This window comes from Polyangium mundeleinium, from assembly GCF_028369105.1.
Classification (GTDB): domain Bacteria; phylum Myxococcota_A; class Polyangia; order Polyangiales; family Polyangiaceae; genus Polyangium; species Polyangium mundeleinium.
This window is the reverse complement of the sequence record NZ_JAQNDO010000001.1, coordinates 5,862,255-5,877,298: the sequence shown is the minus strand read 5'-3', so window position 1 is coordinate 5,877,298 and position 15,044 is coordinate 5,862,255. Positions and strand designations below refer to the sequence as shown.

Below are 15,044 nucleotides of genomic sequence, written 5' to 3'. Positions count from 1 at the left end.
CGGCGGCAAGGCCGATGAGCGGGATCTCGTGGAAACGTTGAACCGCACGGGGGATCCCCCGGCCCCGCGAGGCCCGACCCCGCGCTCCGGCGGGAGCGCGGCTGCCCTGGGCGGCCCAAACGCGTTCGGAGCGTCGGATCCCGACGAGGTGGGGAATCACGGGCGCGCGCTTCTGTTATAAGGGCGCCGTCGCCGGGGAAACGGCGGCGCATGACGAAGGCTTTTGCCGTGATCGAAATCGTCGACCTCTACAAGTACTACGGGGAGAGAAGGGCGGTCGGACCGCTCTCGTTCTCCATCGAAGCCGGCGAAATCGTGGGCTTGCTCGGGCTCAACGGCGCCGGAAAGACCACGACGCTCCGCATCCTCGCTTGCGACCTGCTCCCGTCCTCGGGCTCCGTCCGCGTGAACGGGCTCGACGTCGTGGAGAGCCCCCACGAGGTGCGGTCGCTCATCGGCTACCTGCCGGACACGCCGCCGCTCTACGGCGAGATGACGGTCCGCGCCTACCTGCACTTCGCCGCACGCCTGCGGGGCCTTTCGAAGGCCTCCGCAGACAAACGCGTGCCCGAGGTGCTGGAGGCGACGGCGCTCGCCGAGGTGCAGGACCAGCTCATCGCGTCCCTGTCGCACGGCTACAAGCAACGTGTCGGCATCGCCCAGGCCATCGTGCACGGGCCGAAGCTGCTCGTGCTGGACGAGCCGATCAGCGGCCTCGATCCTGTGCAGATCGTGGAGATGCGGGAGCTGCTTCGCGGCCTGAAGGGCGAGCTCACGATCCTTCTATCCTCCCACATTCTCTCGGAGATCAGCGAGACGTGTGATCGCCTCCTCGTGATCCGCGACGGCCAGATCGCCGCGAGCGGCACCGAGGCCGAGCTGAGCGCGAAGCTCGTCAAGAACCAGCGCACCGAGGTGACGGTGCGCGGCGACGAGGAGAAGGCCAAGGAGGCCGTGAGCGCCGTGCCGGGTGTGGTGTCGGTCGAGGCCATCGACGCGGCGGAGAGCGGCGAGGGCGTGATCGCGCTCCGGATCGAGTCCGAGGGCGACGCACGCGAGGCGGTGTGCCGCGCGCTCGTGACGGCCGAGATCGGCCTGCTCGAGGTGCGCCGCGGCGAGCGGGAGCTCGAGAGCGTGTTCCTGGAGCTCGCGGGCGCGGAGACGACAGGCGACGGCGCCGGGGCCTCGCCGAAGAAGAAGCGGACCGGCAAGAGGAGCGCGAAGAAGGCGCGCGCTTCGGCCGGCGAGGGTGATGCCGGGGCGAAGGACGCCGCGGCGGAGAAAGAGGACGGGAGCGGGACATGAGAAACGCTCTGCTCGTCGCGGGGAGAGAGATCGGCTCGTACGGTCGATCCCTGCTCGGCTGGGCCATCGGGGCCGCGGCGCTGCTCGTCGAGGGCGTGTGGTTCAGCGCGAACGGCCTGTCCGGATCACGCATGTCGGCCGACGTGCTGCGCGAGTTCTTCAACGGCGCGAGCGGCGTCACGATGATCGTGGCGGTGCTCATGTCGATCCCGCTTCTCGCGGGAGAACGTGAGCGCGGGACGCTGGTGCTGCTGAACACGGCGCCGATCCGGGACATCGAGATCATCGTGGGCAAGTACCTCGCGGCGTTCGCGATGATCGCGCTCATCACGCTGGTCAGCGTGTACATGCCGCTGCTCATCTTCGTGAACGGCAAGGTGAGCCTCGGGCACGTGGCCGTGGGCTACACGGGCATCCTGCTGCTCGGCTCGGCCGCGCTCGCGCTCGGGATGTTCACGTCGGCCGTGAGCCGGAGCCAGGTGATGGCGGCGATCCTCGGCGGGCTCTTGCTCGCCGTGATGGTGACGCTCTGGCTCGTCGCGAAGGTGACCGAGCCGCCGGTGAACGGCGTGCTCGCCGGAATGGCGCTGCACCACCAGCGGCAATTCCCCTTCATGACCGGCGTATTGAAGCTGGAGAACGTGGTCTATTACGTGGCCGTCACGTACTTCTTCCTGCTCGCGGCCACGAAGACGCTGGAGGCGCGGCGATGGCGCTGAAACCGAAAGAGGCGGCTCCGGCCGCCGAGAAGGCGCCCGAAGGCAAGGCCGACAAGGGCGCCAAGGCCCCCGCGGCGCCGAGCTACGCGCCCTTCCTCGCGCCCGCGTTCGTGGGCTCGCTCGTGCTCGTCTTCATCGGCGAGCGGATGCTCGGCAACGTCGAGACGTGGCGGCTCGTGTTCTCCGGGCTCGGCGTGCTCGGCGCAGGGGTCTCGACGGCGCTCCGGTTCGTGCAAGCGTCGGCCGAGAAGGATCCGGAGCGGCGGAAGATCGAGCGCGCGCTCTCGCTCTTCGCGGCGCTCGGGCTCGTGGCCCTCGGGATCTACTTCGCGGGCAACACCGAGGTCGGCCGGCGCATGCTCGGCATCCTCGACGCAGCGCCGGACAAGCGCGCCCGCTTCGACGGGGCGAGCACGGTCGCGTGGGTCGTCCTGATCCTCGTGTCGGTCGTGCCACTCGTGTTCGGCGAGATCGCGCTCGCGCCCATGCGGCGCGCGCCCCGCGTCGAGGGCCGTCGCGTGCGCGCGGCGACCATCGCGGGCCTCTCGCTCGCGCTCGCGGTGGCCTACGCGGCGCTCTTCACGTACGCGGCCGGCGAGCTCGACGCGAAGGTCGACTTCTCGTACTTCCGCACGGCGAAGGCGAGCGAGTCGACGAAGAAGATCGTGACGAGCGCGCCGGACACCGTCGAGGTGCGCGCGTTCTTCCCGCCCATGAACGACGTCGGCCTGGAGGTCGAGGGCTACCTCGCGGACATCGCGAAGGGCGCGCCGAACTTCAAGTACGGCTTCTACGACAGGCTGCTGAATCCGCAGCTCGCGAAGGACAACAAGGTCACGCAGGACGCGGTGATCGTGATCCTGCGCGGGCCGACGCGCGAGACGCTCACGCTCGACAAGGAGATGAACAAGGCGGCGGCGAAGCTGAAGACGCTCGACGCCGACTTCCAGAAGGCCCTCCTCAAGGCGATGAAGGAGCAACGGACGGCCTACTTCACGGTCGGGCACGGCGAGCTCAACGAGGGCCAGGGCGCGGCGGCGGCCGAGGGTCGGACCTCGAAGATCCTGCGTCGCTTGCTGGAGAGCCAGAACTACGTGGTGAAGGACCTCGGCATGCCGCAGGGCCTCGCGAACGTGGTGCCCGAGGACGCGTCGCTCGTCGTGGTGCTCGGCCCGTCGCAGGCATTCCTGCCCGAGGAGATCACGTCGCTCGAGAAGTACGCGGCGCGCGGCGGCAAGCTGCTGCTCGCGCTGGATCCGGAAACGAAGGGGGATCTCGCCCCCCTCGCGGCGCTCGCGGATCTCGCGTTCGATCCGACGGTGCTCGCCACGACGGATCAGCTCTTCGTGCCGCGGCGGCGCAACGCGTCGGACAAGGCGAACCTCGTCTCGAACCGTTTCTCGTCGCACGCCTCGGTCTCGACGCTGAGCCGCGTCTCGCAGCGCGCCGTCGTGCTCGTGCCCGTGGCCGGATCGCTCGACAAAAAAGCCGGATCCGAGCCGAAGGTGGACTTCGTCCTCCGCTCGTCGGGCGCAGCCTTCGCCGACAAGAACGGCAACTACGAGATCGACGGTGACGAGAAGAAGGCGACGTTCAACCTGGCCGCAGCCGTGACGAAGCCGCTCGCGGACGGCGTGGACAAGGCCAAGGTGAAGGGCCCGCAGGAGATGCGCGCCTTCGTGATCGCGGACGCGGACGCGCTGAGCGATCTCGCGCTCGGGGTGGCCGAGACGAACCAGCTCTTCGCCATGGACGCGGTGCGCTGGCTCGGCGGCGACGAGAGCTTCAGCGGGGAGATCGTGACGCCCGAGGACGTGCGGATCGAGCACACGAAGCAGAAGGACACGTACTGGTTCTACGGCACGATCATCGGGGCTCCGGCGCTCCTCTTCGGCGTGGGGCTCCTCGTGACGCGGCGGGCACGCCGCATGGCCGGGAGGAAGGCATGAGCGTGGGACGTGGTCTCTTCGTCCACGTAGGGCTCTTCGTGCTGGCGTCGGCCAGCGCGGTGGCCGTGTGGACCCGCGACGAGCAGCCAAAGGCGCTCGTGCAGACCGAAGCGACAGTGTGGTCAGGGCGTCCGGCCGACGTCGCAAAGGTCGTCTTCGAGGGCAAGAACCGCAAGGTCTCGCTCGAAACGAAGTCGGACAAACTCGGCGCATACTACCTCGGAATGCTGGAGCGCGAGGCGGCGCCTCCGCCGGCAACCCCCGACGCAGGCGCGCCGCCCCCCACGCCCGCCGGCAAGACGAAGACCGACTTCGTCAGCGTGGGCGTGGCGCAAAAGCTCGTCGAGTCCCTCGCGCCGCTGAAGGCCCTGCGCGCACTCGGCCGCATCCCGGACGATCGCGCAGCGGAGTTCGGTCTCGCCGAGCCCGACGGCACACTCACGGTCACGATCGGCGGCGCCGAGCGCAAGCTGGTGCTGGGCGGGACAACGCCCGGCGGCGGCGATCGATACGTGCGCGAGCCGCAAACGGGCGAGACGTACGTGATCGACGGGAGCGCCGTGCGTGACCTCGACACAGCGGAGTCGCGTCTCGTGGAGCGAGATCTGCACGGGTGGAAGGAAGCCGAGGTCTCGACCGCAGAGCTCAGCGCCGGCGGGAAGAAGCGGCAAGTCGTACGCGGCGGGCCCGAAGGCAAGCGGTTCTGGGCCGATCCCGCAGCCGCCGATCAGAAGGACGAGACAGCAGCAAACTTCATGGCGAAGCTCGATCGGCTACGGCCGACGGACTACGTGATGACCGAGCCCGCAGGCAAGCAGGACGTGCTCCGCGTGGAGTACGCCGCAGGCTCGTCGCTCGGCTTCCTCGAGCTCGTCCGCGTGCCAGCAACGGATCCCTTGAGCACCGTGGAGTACTTCGTACGCACCGAGCGCACGCGTCTCTACGCAAAGGTCCCCAAGCAGACGGCAGAGCAGGTCGAGCAGGACCTCGGATCCATCCTCAAGTAGACGCGTAGCGCCGGGGTTTCACCCCGGACCCGACCAGGGGTTGTCCACCCCTGGACCCGGGGCCTGGGCCAGCCCTGGACCTCTGGTGCATCGACCGCGATGCGGTCGATGCAGAGGTGACCTTACGATCGAGGATGCGATCGGCGGTACACGGTGCGGACGTGATCGTCTGTGAGGTGGGTGTAGATCTCCGTCGTCGTGATGTCCGCATGGCCGAGCAGGGCCTGCACGCTGCGGAGATCCGCGCCCCCTTCGAGGAGGTGCGTCGCGAACGAGTGCCGCAGCTTGTGCGGTGAGCTCGGCTTGGTCACGCCGACACCACGCGCATAAGCGCCGAGCAGCTTCCACACCCCTTGCCGCGTGAGCGGTTTGCCCCGAGGTGACAGGAAGAGCGCCGGTGTCATCGCCGCGCGCGGGTGATCCTTCCGAACAGCCAGATACGCATCGAGCGCATCGAGCGCAGGCTCCCCGAGCGGCACGATGCGCCGCTTGCTGCCCTTGCCGAACGCGAACACGACGCCCTGCTTGCGATCGACGTCCGCAATCTTGAGGCCCACGACCTCGCTCACGCGGAGCCCTGCGGCGTACATCACGTGCAGCATCGCGCGGTCGCGCAGGCCCCGGAACGAGCGGCCATCCGGCGCCTCCAAGATGCGCCCGATCTCCTCCACAGAGAGCACCTTCGGCAGCTTGCGGCTCGTCCGAGGCCGCTCCACGAGCGCCGCTGGATCGGCCGAAATCGCCCGCTCCCGCAGCAGGAACTTGGAAAAACCCCGCACCGCCGAGAGGTGCCGCGTCGCCGAACGCGCGCCGAGCCCCTGTCTGCCGAGCTCGACGAGGTACGTCGAGACAACCGTCGTGTCGAGCTCCCCCGGCGAGGAGATCCCGCTCGCCTCGCACAAAGCGCAGAGTTTGGCGAGGTCCCGGGCATACGCCTCCAGCGTGCGCGGCGAGAGCGCGCGCTCGACGCGCAGGTGATCCAGGTACGCGTCCACCCAGGCGTGCAGGTCCACGCGACGAGCCTACCCCTGCTCCCGGCCCCGCCGAAGAAATGCGCGAAACGCAAGGGGGGTGGCGCGGACGAAACTTCGTACATGGGGCGGACGCACGAGCGAGGCAAGAGGCCCTTCCGTGCTCCCGGCGAGCGCTTCACCTGCGGCCGGGCGCTTTATGGGGTAAGAGTGTTCGCCGTGGTCGATCCCCGATACGACGATTGGGGGCTCCGCTCCGCCGGCGGAGCGACGCCGCCCAGCACCCAGTTCGAGGTCATCGAGCCCAAAGGGGGCGAGACCCCCGTGGTCGTCGAGGTGCCCCACGCGGGTCTGTCCCTCGACGCCGAGACCCTGTCGTTCACCGTCGCGCCCGCGCGCAGCATCGCCCGCGACGCCGACCTGCACGTCGACGCCCTCTTCGAAGACGCGCCCGCCGAAGGCGCGACGCTGCTCTACGCCCGCGCGAGCCGCTACGTCGTCGACCTGAACCGCGGCGAGCAGGACGTCGACCACGACGCCGTCGACGGCGGAGGTCGAGCGCCCTGGCCACGCGGCCTCATCTGGCGCCTCACGACGGACGGCGAGCCCATCCTCTCGAGAAGGTTGCCCCGGGCCGAGCTCGAGCGCCGGCTCGACCTCGTCTATCGCCCCTACCACCGCGTCCTCGAACAGCTCCTCGCCCGTAAGCGCGCCCGCTTCGGCTTTGCCATCCTCCTCTGCGCCCACTCGATGCCGAGCCAGGCCCGCCGCGGCCATGAAAGCGCCGGGGTCGCCCGGGCCGACATCGTCCCGGGCACCCGCGGCCGGACAACCGCCTCCGCCGCGGTAATCGATGTCGTGGATCGACACGCGCGCTCTTGCGGCTACACAGTGCGCCACGACGACCCCTACCGGGGTGGATTCTCGACGGGCCACTACGGGACTCCGGCGAGCGGCATCCACGCCATCCAGGTCGAGATCTCTCGACGGCTCTACATGGACGAATCGACGTTACGGACGGATCCCCAAGGCTTCCAGAGTGTGCGAGAATTCGCCCGCACCCTTGTCGCCCGCCTCGCCTTCGCCGAAAACCCCACGACGCTCGACGCCCTCCGGGGGTATGCTCCGGGCGGTACCTGATCGACCGCGGGCGATCCAGATGGCCTCTCCAGCGCAGAACATGGACAGCCCGGCTTCGTCGAGGCCGGCCCCCGCCGGGACAGCGAGCAGCGAACCGCCGCCATCGGCGCGCCGCAGCGACCCCACCGCCGCCATGGCCCCGAAGGCGAACGCCGAAGCCGAGCCCGCCGAGGCGCCCGCGAGCGCCCCACGCTCGAAGCCTCGGGACCTCGCCGTCGTCGCGGATGGCGCGGCGGCCGCGGCCGAGGGCGTCGAAGCCTCCTCCGACGGCGTCGCGGTGAGCGGGGTTTCCCCCAAGCTCGTTTCTTCCGCCGAGACGACGCCCTTCCCGGCGACCTCGGCGAACACGTCGTCGCCCCCTCCGTCGTTTGGTCCGTCCTCGCCGCGGAGCGAGGAGCGCCCGCGGGAGACGCCGGCCAAGCCGCTGCTCGCGTCCGAGGCGCTCATGGAGGACCTCGCGCCGATCGAGCCTGCGCGGCAGGCCGCGCGGCTCTGGTGCGCCGCCGTGGGCCTCGGCTTTGCGGGGCTCGGCGCGTTGCCGCTCGTGGGGGTGCGTCCGGGCGGTACGGGTGCCGCGCTCGTGTCGTTCGTGCTCGGCGGCGTCACGCTCGCGGCTGCGCTCACGCGCGTGAGTTATCGCCACCGCGGCGTGGCCATGCTCTTGCTCGGCATGCTCGTGGCCCTCGTGGGCTTCGGCGGCGCCGGGCCTGCTGCGGGCATCGCCGCGAGTGCGCCTCTGCTCGGCTTTGCGCGGCTGCTCGCTGCGACGACCTTGCCTGCGGCGCTGCTCTTCCGCGCTCGCTACCGGGCTTACGCCGGGGCTCGATGGCTGCTCGCCGGCGCGTTCGTGTGTGCTTTGCCCTTCGTGATCCTGACGGTGCTGCGCCTGGCTGCGCTCTTGCCCGAGCTCGCGACGATCGGCTCGTTCGTGGCGCTCGTCGTGGTCGCGGCCGCGCTCGTGGGGTTCATGGGGTCGGAGACGACGGGGGCTGGCACGTACGTCGGCCTCGGGGTGCTTGGTGGCCTTGGCACGGAGCTCGCGATGGCGGACCTCAGCCATCCCGGCGCGTTTGCGACGTGGCAGGGGCCGACGAGCACGATCCTGGCTGCGATGGCTTTCGTGGCGGCGACGGGGCTCTCTGCGATGGGGCTCTTCCAGATCTTGGCGTGGCGCCTCTCGGATGACGCGCGGCGAATCGACATCCACGCGGCGGTCCCGGAGAAGCCGCGCCGGAAGCCGCAGCCGCCGACGGCGTCGGACTGGTCTTCCTCGGACTGAAACCGTGGGCCTTTGCATCGGCCGCATCGCGGTCGATGCACCTGAGGTCCAGGGCTGGCCCAGGCCCCGGGTCCAGGGGTGGAGAGCCCCGGGGTTTGGGGCGTAGCTCGGCTTGCCGAGCGTAGCCCCATCGTTGACCAGACGGGGCCCGGGGTGAAACCCCGGCGCTACGCCAACTTCACCGCGTCAACAGCGGCCACACCCACCCGCTCGATGGCGCTTGCCCGGTCGTCGCCTTCTTCGCGACGTCGCCGAGCATCCCCAGCAGGAACCGCGCAAATGACGTGTCGACGGGCATCGTGAATGCGACGTCGTTCTCGCGCTGCGCCACCTGCATCTGCGGCGCGGGTCCCATCAGCCCGAGTGACGACAACAGACCCATGAAGCCCGTGAGCTTCTGCAGATCTGCGAGGTTCGTCGTCCCGGCGGCTGCCGATCCTGCGTCTGCGTAGGTCAGCGACCCGGCGAAGTTCATGCCTGGCGGCTGAAAATTGCCGAGCGTCCGCACCTTCTGCAGCCCTGTCAGAAACGGCATCTTCTGCGTCGCGGCTTCGATGGTCCCCTGCCCGCTGATGTCGCCTGCGAGCGCGAAGGCTGCGTTGGGCGTGTTCAGAAGGTCGATCATCCATGGCGGCACCGTGCGCTTGATCTCCGAGGTCCGCAGCCGATCGAGCGCGCGACGCATGCCCGTCTCGTTGCCTGTCAGCGCCGTGTGCGGCGTGAGCAACACGAAGCCCACGTTCCCCGCCGTGTACAGGTCCATGTCCGCGTAGCGCGAGCGCACGAGGGGCAGGCCTGAGCTCACCTTCGTGCGCGCCTCGGCGGCGCGGTGGATCGAGGCCACGTCGAAGTTGCCCTGGATCACGGCGCAGAAATCGGCGCCCTGCATCGCGTAGATCCCGCCGTAGACCCGCGTCACGTCCCGCGACGGGACGAAGTTCGACTCGGGCCCGAGCGGCAAGACCGCCGTGATGATCGAGCCGACGTCGGGGCCGAGGCTCGACTGGAACATCGCTGCGGCGTCGAGGTAGCCGAGCATCACGGGGGACGACGGCAGGAGCGCGACGGGATCCCGGTCGATCACCGCGGGATCGACTTGCCGACCGCCCACGAGGACGACGTTTTGCTCTCCGCCTCCGCAGCCGGAGGGGCCGAGGGTGAGGAGCGTGGTGGAGAGGGCCAAAGCCAAGAAGCGCGCCGAGCTGGCGCGAGCAGCCGCAAGGGTCATGACGTTCGACGACGAGCCTCCGCCTCGGGCGTGACGTGCGTGGGCCGCTCGAGCGGGAATGAGCCCACGATCTTGAGCATCTTCGCCTCTCGCTTGATCCCCTCGAGGGCGGCGACGAGGTTCCGGTCGGTCACGTGGCCGAAGACCTCGACGTAAAACACGTACTCCCAGCCTTCACCCGGCACGGGCCGCGACTGGATGCGGCGCAGGTTGCAGCTCCGCTCCTTGAAGTGCTGGAGGATCTCGTGCAGCGCGCCGGGCTTGTCGTGCACGCCGAAGAGCAGCGCCGTCGCGTCGGAGCCCGAGCGCGGCGCCGGCAGGCGCGAGACCACGCCGTACCGCATGCGCACCTCGCCTTGATCGCCGATGTTTTCGCGCGCGACGCGCACGGGCGTGTCCGGGCCGAGCGCTCCGCGCGGCACGATCGCGGCGCTGCCGTGGTTTTCCGTGGCGGCCTCGATCGCGACGAACGGCGAGCGCACGTCGACGACGGCCGTCCGCGGGTGGTTCGACTCCAGATACCGGACTGTGGCCCCGTGATCTTGCGGCGTGACGAGGATCTTCTCGACGTCGCTCAGGTTCCCCGTGACGTTCGCGAGGACCAGGACCTGCGAGAGCTCGTGCTCGCCGACGACCTTCAGATCCGCGGCGGCGATGCCCTGGATGGTCGGGAAGATGGGGCCGTCTTCGAGCGACTCGTAGGGCACGACGGCGAACTCGGCGCGCTCGCGGACGACCTCGTCGAGGGCGCCGAGGACGGTCTCGCCGCGGACGAGCTCGGCGCTCGGGCCGAATTGTTCCCGCGCGGCCATCCAGCCGAAGCCGCCTTCCGAGCCGAGGAACACGACGCGCGGCGCTACATCGAACACGCGGCAGGCGGCGTCGATCGCGGCGAAGGTCGGGCGGACGGCGCTCGCTGGGAGGGGCGGCTCGGCGGCTCGTTCGAGAGCGAGCAAGTGTTGCCCGTCTGCGATGGGCGCAAAACGAGCAGTCCCGCTGCGCAGCTTGATGATGTCCTGGGCGACGCGCGCCCGACGTTCGAGCTGGCGGAGCATCTGGTGATCGATCTCCGCAAGCTGAGCACGAAGCTCATCGAGCCGCTTTCTCTCGTCCATACCCCGACAACCTAGCATTCCTCGGACCGACGCGGGGCGGCCTTGCCTTACACGCTTGGAGGCTCCGCGCCGGAAACCGGCTTGCCTCGAAACCCTTCACGGCGACGGGACGAGAGGCCCGCTTCGCGTGTGGATGGGTTGGTTCAGGGCGTGGCCGACGAGGGCGTCGAGGACGTGGTCGACGTGCTGTCCGAGGACGTGGTCGACGTCGACGAGGAGGAGCTGCTCTCGGAGGAGCTCGTGCTGCTCTCGGACTTGGACGACGACTTGTTGCTGGGCGAGCTGTAAAGATCGGCGTACCAGCCGCTTCCCTTCAGGATGAAGCCCGTGCCGCGGGAGATCTGCCGTCGAGCGGTCTCCGCGTGGCAGCTCGGGCACTCCTTGAGGGGATCTTCACGAATCGACTGCTCGGTTTCCCACTCGTGGGCGCAGGACGTGCAGGCGTACTCGTAGGTAGGCATAAAGAATACCTCTCGTATTTTCGCCGTGCAGGTACGGCTTCGTTGAACGCCTGTCAAGGCGACGAGGCGACTGCCAGCCATTCTGTCCACCCAGGTCTTCGGTGGCCAGCCCTTTCGACCCCCTCCCCGTTCGACCCCGCCATCGACCATCGCGCTTGCCGCGCCCCCCTGGCGGGTGTAACCCTAGCGCTGCGCGATGCGTGGCGGTACGTGGCATTATGTGACGCCATGTGACCGTTCCCCTCGCCGGTGACGACGGATGCGGATTCGTAAGCTCGAGATTGCCGGCTTCAAGTCGTTCGTCGACCGGACGGTGGTTCATTTCGACGTCGACGTCGTGGGCATCGTCGGGCCGAACGGATGCGGCAAGTCGAACATCGTCGACGCGATCCGCTGGTGCATGGGCGAGCAGAGCGCCAAGCACCTGCGCGGCCGGAGCATGGCCGACGTCATCTTCAACGGGTCGGAGTCGCGCGGGCCGCACGGCATGGCCGAGGTCACGCTCACGTTCGACAACACCGATCCCGAGCTCGCCCAGCAGCTCCCGCTCGAATACAAGGACTACGCCGAGATCGCCGTCACCCGCAAGCTCTACCGCGACGGGACGAGCGAGTACCTGATCAACAAGACCCAGGTCCGCCTGAAGGACATCACGGACCTCTTCCTCGGCACGGGCGTCGGCACGAAGGCGTACTCGATCATCGAGCAGGGCAAGATCGGCCTCATCGTGTCGGCCCGCGCCGAGGATCGGCGCATGCTGATCGAGGAGGCCGCGGGCATCACGAAGTACAAGGCCCGGAAGAAGCAGGCCGAGCAGAAGATGGACCAGACGCGGCAGAACCTGCTGCGCATCGGGGACATCGTCTCGGAGATCTCGCGCAGCCTCTCGTCGCTCAAGCGCCAGGCCGCGAAGGCCGAGCGGTACATCGCCTACCGCAAGGAGCTCGAGGACCTCATGCTGCACGAGGCCTCGCACAAGCTCCTGGAGATCATCGTGCTGCGGCAGCGCGAGACGGGGGCGCGGGCCGAGTTCGCCGAAAAGGTCCTCGCCTCCCGCACGGCGCTCGCCGCGCGCGACGCCGAGCTCGAAGTGCAGAGGCTCGCCGCGCACCAGAGCGAGGAGCAGGCCGAGAAGGCGCAAAACGCGGCGTTCTCCGCCGACAACGACGTGCGCACGTTCCAGGCCGAGCTCGCCCGCGCCAAGGATCGCTTCAAGCACCTCGAAGAGCGCAGGGCCGCTGCCACGGTCGAGCAGCAGGACCTGGAGAAGACGATCGCGGATCTGCGGGTCGAGCGGGCAGAGCTCGAAAAGCAGCTCGAAAACGTGGCGGCCGAGGAGCAACGCGAGAACCGCGAGGCGCTCGAAGAACACGAGCGGCTCGAAGAGGTGCGCGCGGGCGAGAAGGAGGCCGAGCAGGAGGCCTCGCGGCTGCGCAAGCAGGCAGCGGAGGCGGCGGCGAAGGTCGCGGCGGCCGAGGCGACGCTGACGGGCTACGAGCGGCGCTTCTCGGACATGATGGTGCGCCGCGAGAAGCTCGACGACGAGCACGGGCGGCTCGTCTACGAGTTGGAAGAGCTCGAAAAGAAGCGGGAGATCGGGGCGGCGCAAGTCGCGGAGCTCGCCGCACAGAAGAAGGATTCGAGCGAGCAGCGGGTCGCGCTCGAAGCGGAGGCGAAGACGCTCCGCGAGCAGGCCGTCGCGAGTGATCGCAAGGTCGAGCAGGCGAAGAACGAGCACAACCAGAAGCGCAGCCGCCTCCGGGCGCTCGAAGAGATCCACGCGCGGCTCGAAGGCGTGGGCGCCGGGCCGAAGAGCCTTTTGAAGACGAAGGATCCGTCGATCGTGGGCCTCGTGGCCGACCGGATCGAGGCGCCTTCGGAGCTGCTGCCGGCCTTCGCGGCGCTGCTCGGCGACAAGCTGCAGGCGATCGTCGTGACGAACACGGAGCGCGCCTCGGCGCTGCTCGGCGAGCTCGCGGCGAAGAAGCAAGGGCGTGCGACGCTCGTGCCAGCGCGGCCGCGGTACGTGGCGGGCGGGCCCGTGGCGTTGCCGTCGGGCGAGGACGTGGTGGGGCCGCTGTTCGAGCGGCTCCGGTTCTCCGCGGAGGACGAGCCGCTCGTGCGGGCGCTCGTGGGCGACGCGGTCGTCGTGCGCACGGCGGAGGCGGCGATCCGGCTCGCGACGTCGGGAGCGACGGTGACGCTCGTCTCGCTCGACGGGACGGTGGTCCGTCCGGATGGAACGGTGAGCGGCGGCGCGGGCGACGCGGTCGCGGCGGGGATGCTGGAGCAGAAGCGGGAGATCCGCGAGCTGCACGACGTCGTGGCGAAGCTCGGCGATCAGGTGACGGCGCTGCTCGAAGCGCAGACGGCCGAGCGGCAGCGCATCGCCGAGCTCACGGCGGCCGTGGACAAGGCGCGGAGCGAGGCGCACACCAGCGAGATCGCGCTCGTGACGGCCGAGAAGGATTTCCGTCGCGCGGAGGAGCAGCTCGCCGCGTCGCAGAAACGGCGCAGCGCGGTGCAGCGGGATCTCGAAGAGATCATGGACGCGCTGGAGAACGCGGGCGGCGAGCAGGAAGAGGCGCGCGAAAAACTCGAAGAGGGACGGCGGCTGCGCGAGGAGGTCTCCGGGCGGCTCGCGACGAGCGAGGAGCTCGCGGCCGAGTGGCGCGAGCGGGTGATCGCGCAGCAGTCGGTGGTGACGGAGCGCAAGGTGCGCCTGGCGCGCGTGCGCGAGCGGGCGACGGCGGCGCGGGCGACGGTGGAGCGGCTGGCGCGGTCGTGTGACGAGCTCAGCGTGCGGATCGCGCGGCTCGACGGGGAGCGGACGGACTGCGCGGAAGGCGCAGGCGTGGCGGCGGCGACGATGATGCTGTCGCGGGAGAAGCTCGACGACGCCGTGCAGCGTGCGCAGACGGCGCACGCGCAGCTCGAGGACGCGCGGCGCAGGCTCGACGCGGCGCGGCAAACGCTCGCGGCGAAGGAGGCCGATCTGAAGGGCCTCCGGCAGGATCTCACGGAGGCGACGGAAAAACTCCGGCACCACGAGATGGCGCTCGCGCGGCTCGACATCGAGGAGAACCACCTCATCGAGGGCGTGCGCGAAAAATTCCGCGGGCTGTATCTGCCGACGGTCGTGGGCGACTACCACAAGCGGGCACCGGTGGATCAGCAGCACCGGTCGCGCATCCAGGAGCTCGGCGAGCTGCTCGATCGCATGGGGCCGGTGAACCTCGACGCGATGCGCGAGTACGCCGAGGCCGAGGAGCGGCACAAGTACTACGCGCAGCAGAAGGACGATCTCGAGAGCGCGCTCTCCGATCTGGAGAAGGCGATCGCGCAGATGAACCGCGAGTGCAAGAAGCTCTTCAAGACGACGTTCGACGCGATCAACGCGCGCTTCAAGGCGCTCTTCCCCAAGATGTTCCGCGGCGGCGCGGCGGAGCTTCGGCTCACGAACCCCGAGGACATGCTGGAGACGGGCATCGAGATCCTCGCGCAGCCGCCGGGCAAGAAGCTCGGCAACATCGAGCTCATGAGCGGCGGCGAGAAGGCGCTGACGGCGGTGAGCCTCATCTTCGCCATCTTCCAGTTCAAGCCCTCGCCGTTCTGCGTGCTCGACGAGGTCGACGCGCCGCTCGACGAGGCGAACGTCGCTCGTTACAACGAGGCGATCCGCTCGATGACGGCGCACTCGCAGTTCATCTTGATCACGCACATCAAGCGCACGATGCAGTCCGTCGACGTACTCTACGGCGTGACGATGCAGGAGCCGGGCGTGTCGCGCATCGTGAGCGTCAAGGTCAACGAGAACGCGAAGTCGAAGGACAAACCCGCCGAGACCGTGGCGGTCGCGTGATCCCCTCC

Annotated in this window: 11 protein-coding genes and 1 pseudogene; 8 read left to right on the top strand and 4 right to left on the bottom strand. The window is 69.3% G+C overall.

Going from position 1 to position 15,044, the window contains the following annotated elements; genetic code table 11:
• Positions 1 to 210: 210 nt before the first annotated feature.
• From POL67_RS23395 to POL67_RS23380, 4 genes are read left to right on the top strand one after another with little or no spacing between them, the layout of a single operon-like run.
• On the top strand, positions 211 to 1,305 hold the full coding sequence (locus POL67_RS23395; protein ID WP_276075920.1) for an ABC transporter ATP-binding protein: 1,095 nt from the start codon (positions 211 to 213) through the stop codon (positions 1,303 to 1,305).
• Entirely contained in the window at positions 1,302 to 2,024 is a 723-nt protein-coding gene (locus tag POL67_RS23390; protein ID WP_271920659.1) for an ABC transporter permease, read from the top strand. Before POL67_RS23395 ends, POL67_RS23390 begins: the two co-directional genes overlap by 4 nt.
• The gene (locus POL67_RS23385; protein ID WP_271920656.1) at positions 2,015 to 3,973 is read left to right on the top strand and encodes a Gldg family protein; all 1,959 of its coding nucleotides are present in this window, start codon (positions 2,015 to 2,017) and stop codon (positions 3,971 to 3,973) included. The genes POL67_RS23390 and POL67_RS23385 overlap by 10 nt, the downstream gene beginning before the upstream one ends.
• Positions 3,970 to 4,980, top strand: a complete 1,011-nt coding sequence (locus POL67_RS23380) for a DUF4340 domain-containing protein (RefSeq protein WP_271920653.1) — start codon at positions 3,970 to 3,972, stop codon at positions 4,978 to 4,980. The genes POL67_RS23385 and POL67_RS23380 overlap by 4 nt, the downstream gene beginning before the upstream one ends.
• A 122-nt stretch (positions 4,981 to 5,102) precedes the next feature.
• Here POL67_RS23380 and xerD read toward each other — a convergent pair whose 3' ends face one another.
• Positions 5,103 to 5,993 carry a site-specific tyrosine recombinase XerD gene (gene xerD / locus POL67_RS23375; protein ID WP_308789549.1) on the bottom strand — a complete coding sequence of 297 codons (891 nt, stop codon included), beginning with the start codon at positions 5,991 to 5,993 and terminating at the stop codon, positions 5,103 to 5,105.
• Positions 5,994 to 6,074: 81 nt separating this feature from the next.
• On the opposite strand from xerD, the gene POL67_RS23370 reads away from it, so the two are divergent.
• Both POL67_RS23370 and POL67_RS23365 read left to right on the top strand, forming a co-directional pair.
• Positions 6,075 to 7,091, top strand: a complete 1,017-nt coding sequence (locus POL67_RS23370) for an N-formylglutamate amidohydrolase (RefSeq protein WP_271920650.1) — start codon at positions 6,075 to 6,077, stop codon at positions 7,089 to 7,091.
• Positions 7,092 to 7,224: 133 nt separating this feature from the next.
• The gene (locus POL67_RS23365; RefSeq protein WP_271920648.1) at positions 7,225 to 8,370 is read left to right on the top strand and encodes a hypothetical protein; all 1,146 of its coding nucleotides are present in this window, start codon (positions 7,225 to 7,227) and stop codon (positions 8,368 to 8,370) included.
• A 178-nt stretch (positions 8,371 to 8,548) separates the two neighbouring features.
• Here the strand turns inward: POL67_RS23365 and POL67_RS23360 are convergent, their stop codons facing one another.
• Together POL67_RS23360 and POL67_RS23355 are read right to left on the bottom strand one after the other, a co-directional pair.
• Positions 8,549 to 9,598 carry a hypothetical protein gene (locus tag POL67_RS23360; RefSeq protein WP_271920646.1) on the bottom strand — a complete coding sequence of 350 codons (1,050 nt, stop codon included), beginning with the start codon at positions 9,596 to 9,598 and terminating at the stop codon, positions 8,549 to 8,551.
• Positions 9,595 to 10,713 (bottom strand): bifunctional chorismate mutase/prephenate dehydratase, encoded by a 1,119-nt coding sequence (locus tag POL67_RS23355; protein ID WP_271920644.1) that lies wholly within the window; start codon positions 10,711 to 10,713, stop codon positions 9,595 to 9,597. The genes POL67_RS23360 and POL67_RS23355 overlap by 4 nt, the downstream gene beginning before the upstream one ends.
• Positions 10,714 to 10,863: 150 nt before the next feature.
• Between POL67_RS23355 and POL67_RS23350 the strand changes: the two genes are divergently transcribed.
• On the top strand, positions 10,864 to 11,001 hold the full coding sequence (locus POL67_RS23350) for a hypothetical protein (protein ID WP_271920642.1): 138 nt from the start codon (positions 10,864 to 10,866) through the stop codon (positions 10,999 to 11,001).
• Between the two features lie 26 nt (positions 11,002 to 11,027).
• Here the strand turns inward: POL67_RS23350 and POL67_RS54280 are convergent.
• A pseudogene (locus tag POL67_RS54280) lies at positions 11,028 to 11,174 on the bottom strand (FmdB family zinc ribbon protein); the annotation flags it as partial.
• Positions 11,175 to 11,433: 259 nt separating this feature from the next.
• On the opposite strand from POL67_RS54280, the gene smc reads away from it, so the two are divergent.
• Entirely contained in the window at positions 11,434 to 15,036 is a 3,603-nt protein-coding gene (smc, locus tag POL67_RS23345) for a chromosome segregation protein SMC (RefSeq protein WP_271920640.1), read from the top strand.
• The last annotated feature ends 8 nt before the right edge of the window (positions 15,037 to 15,044 follow it).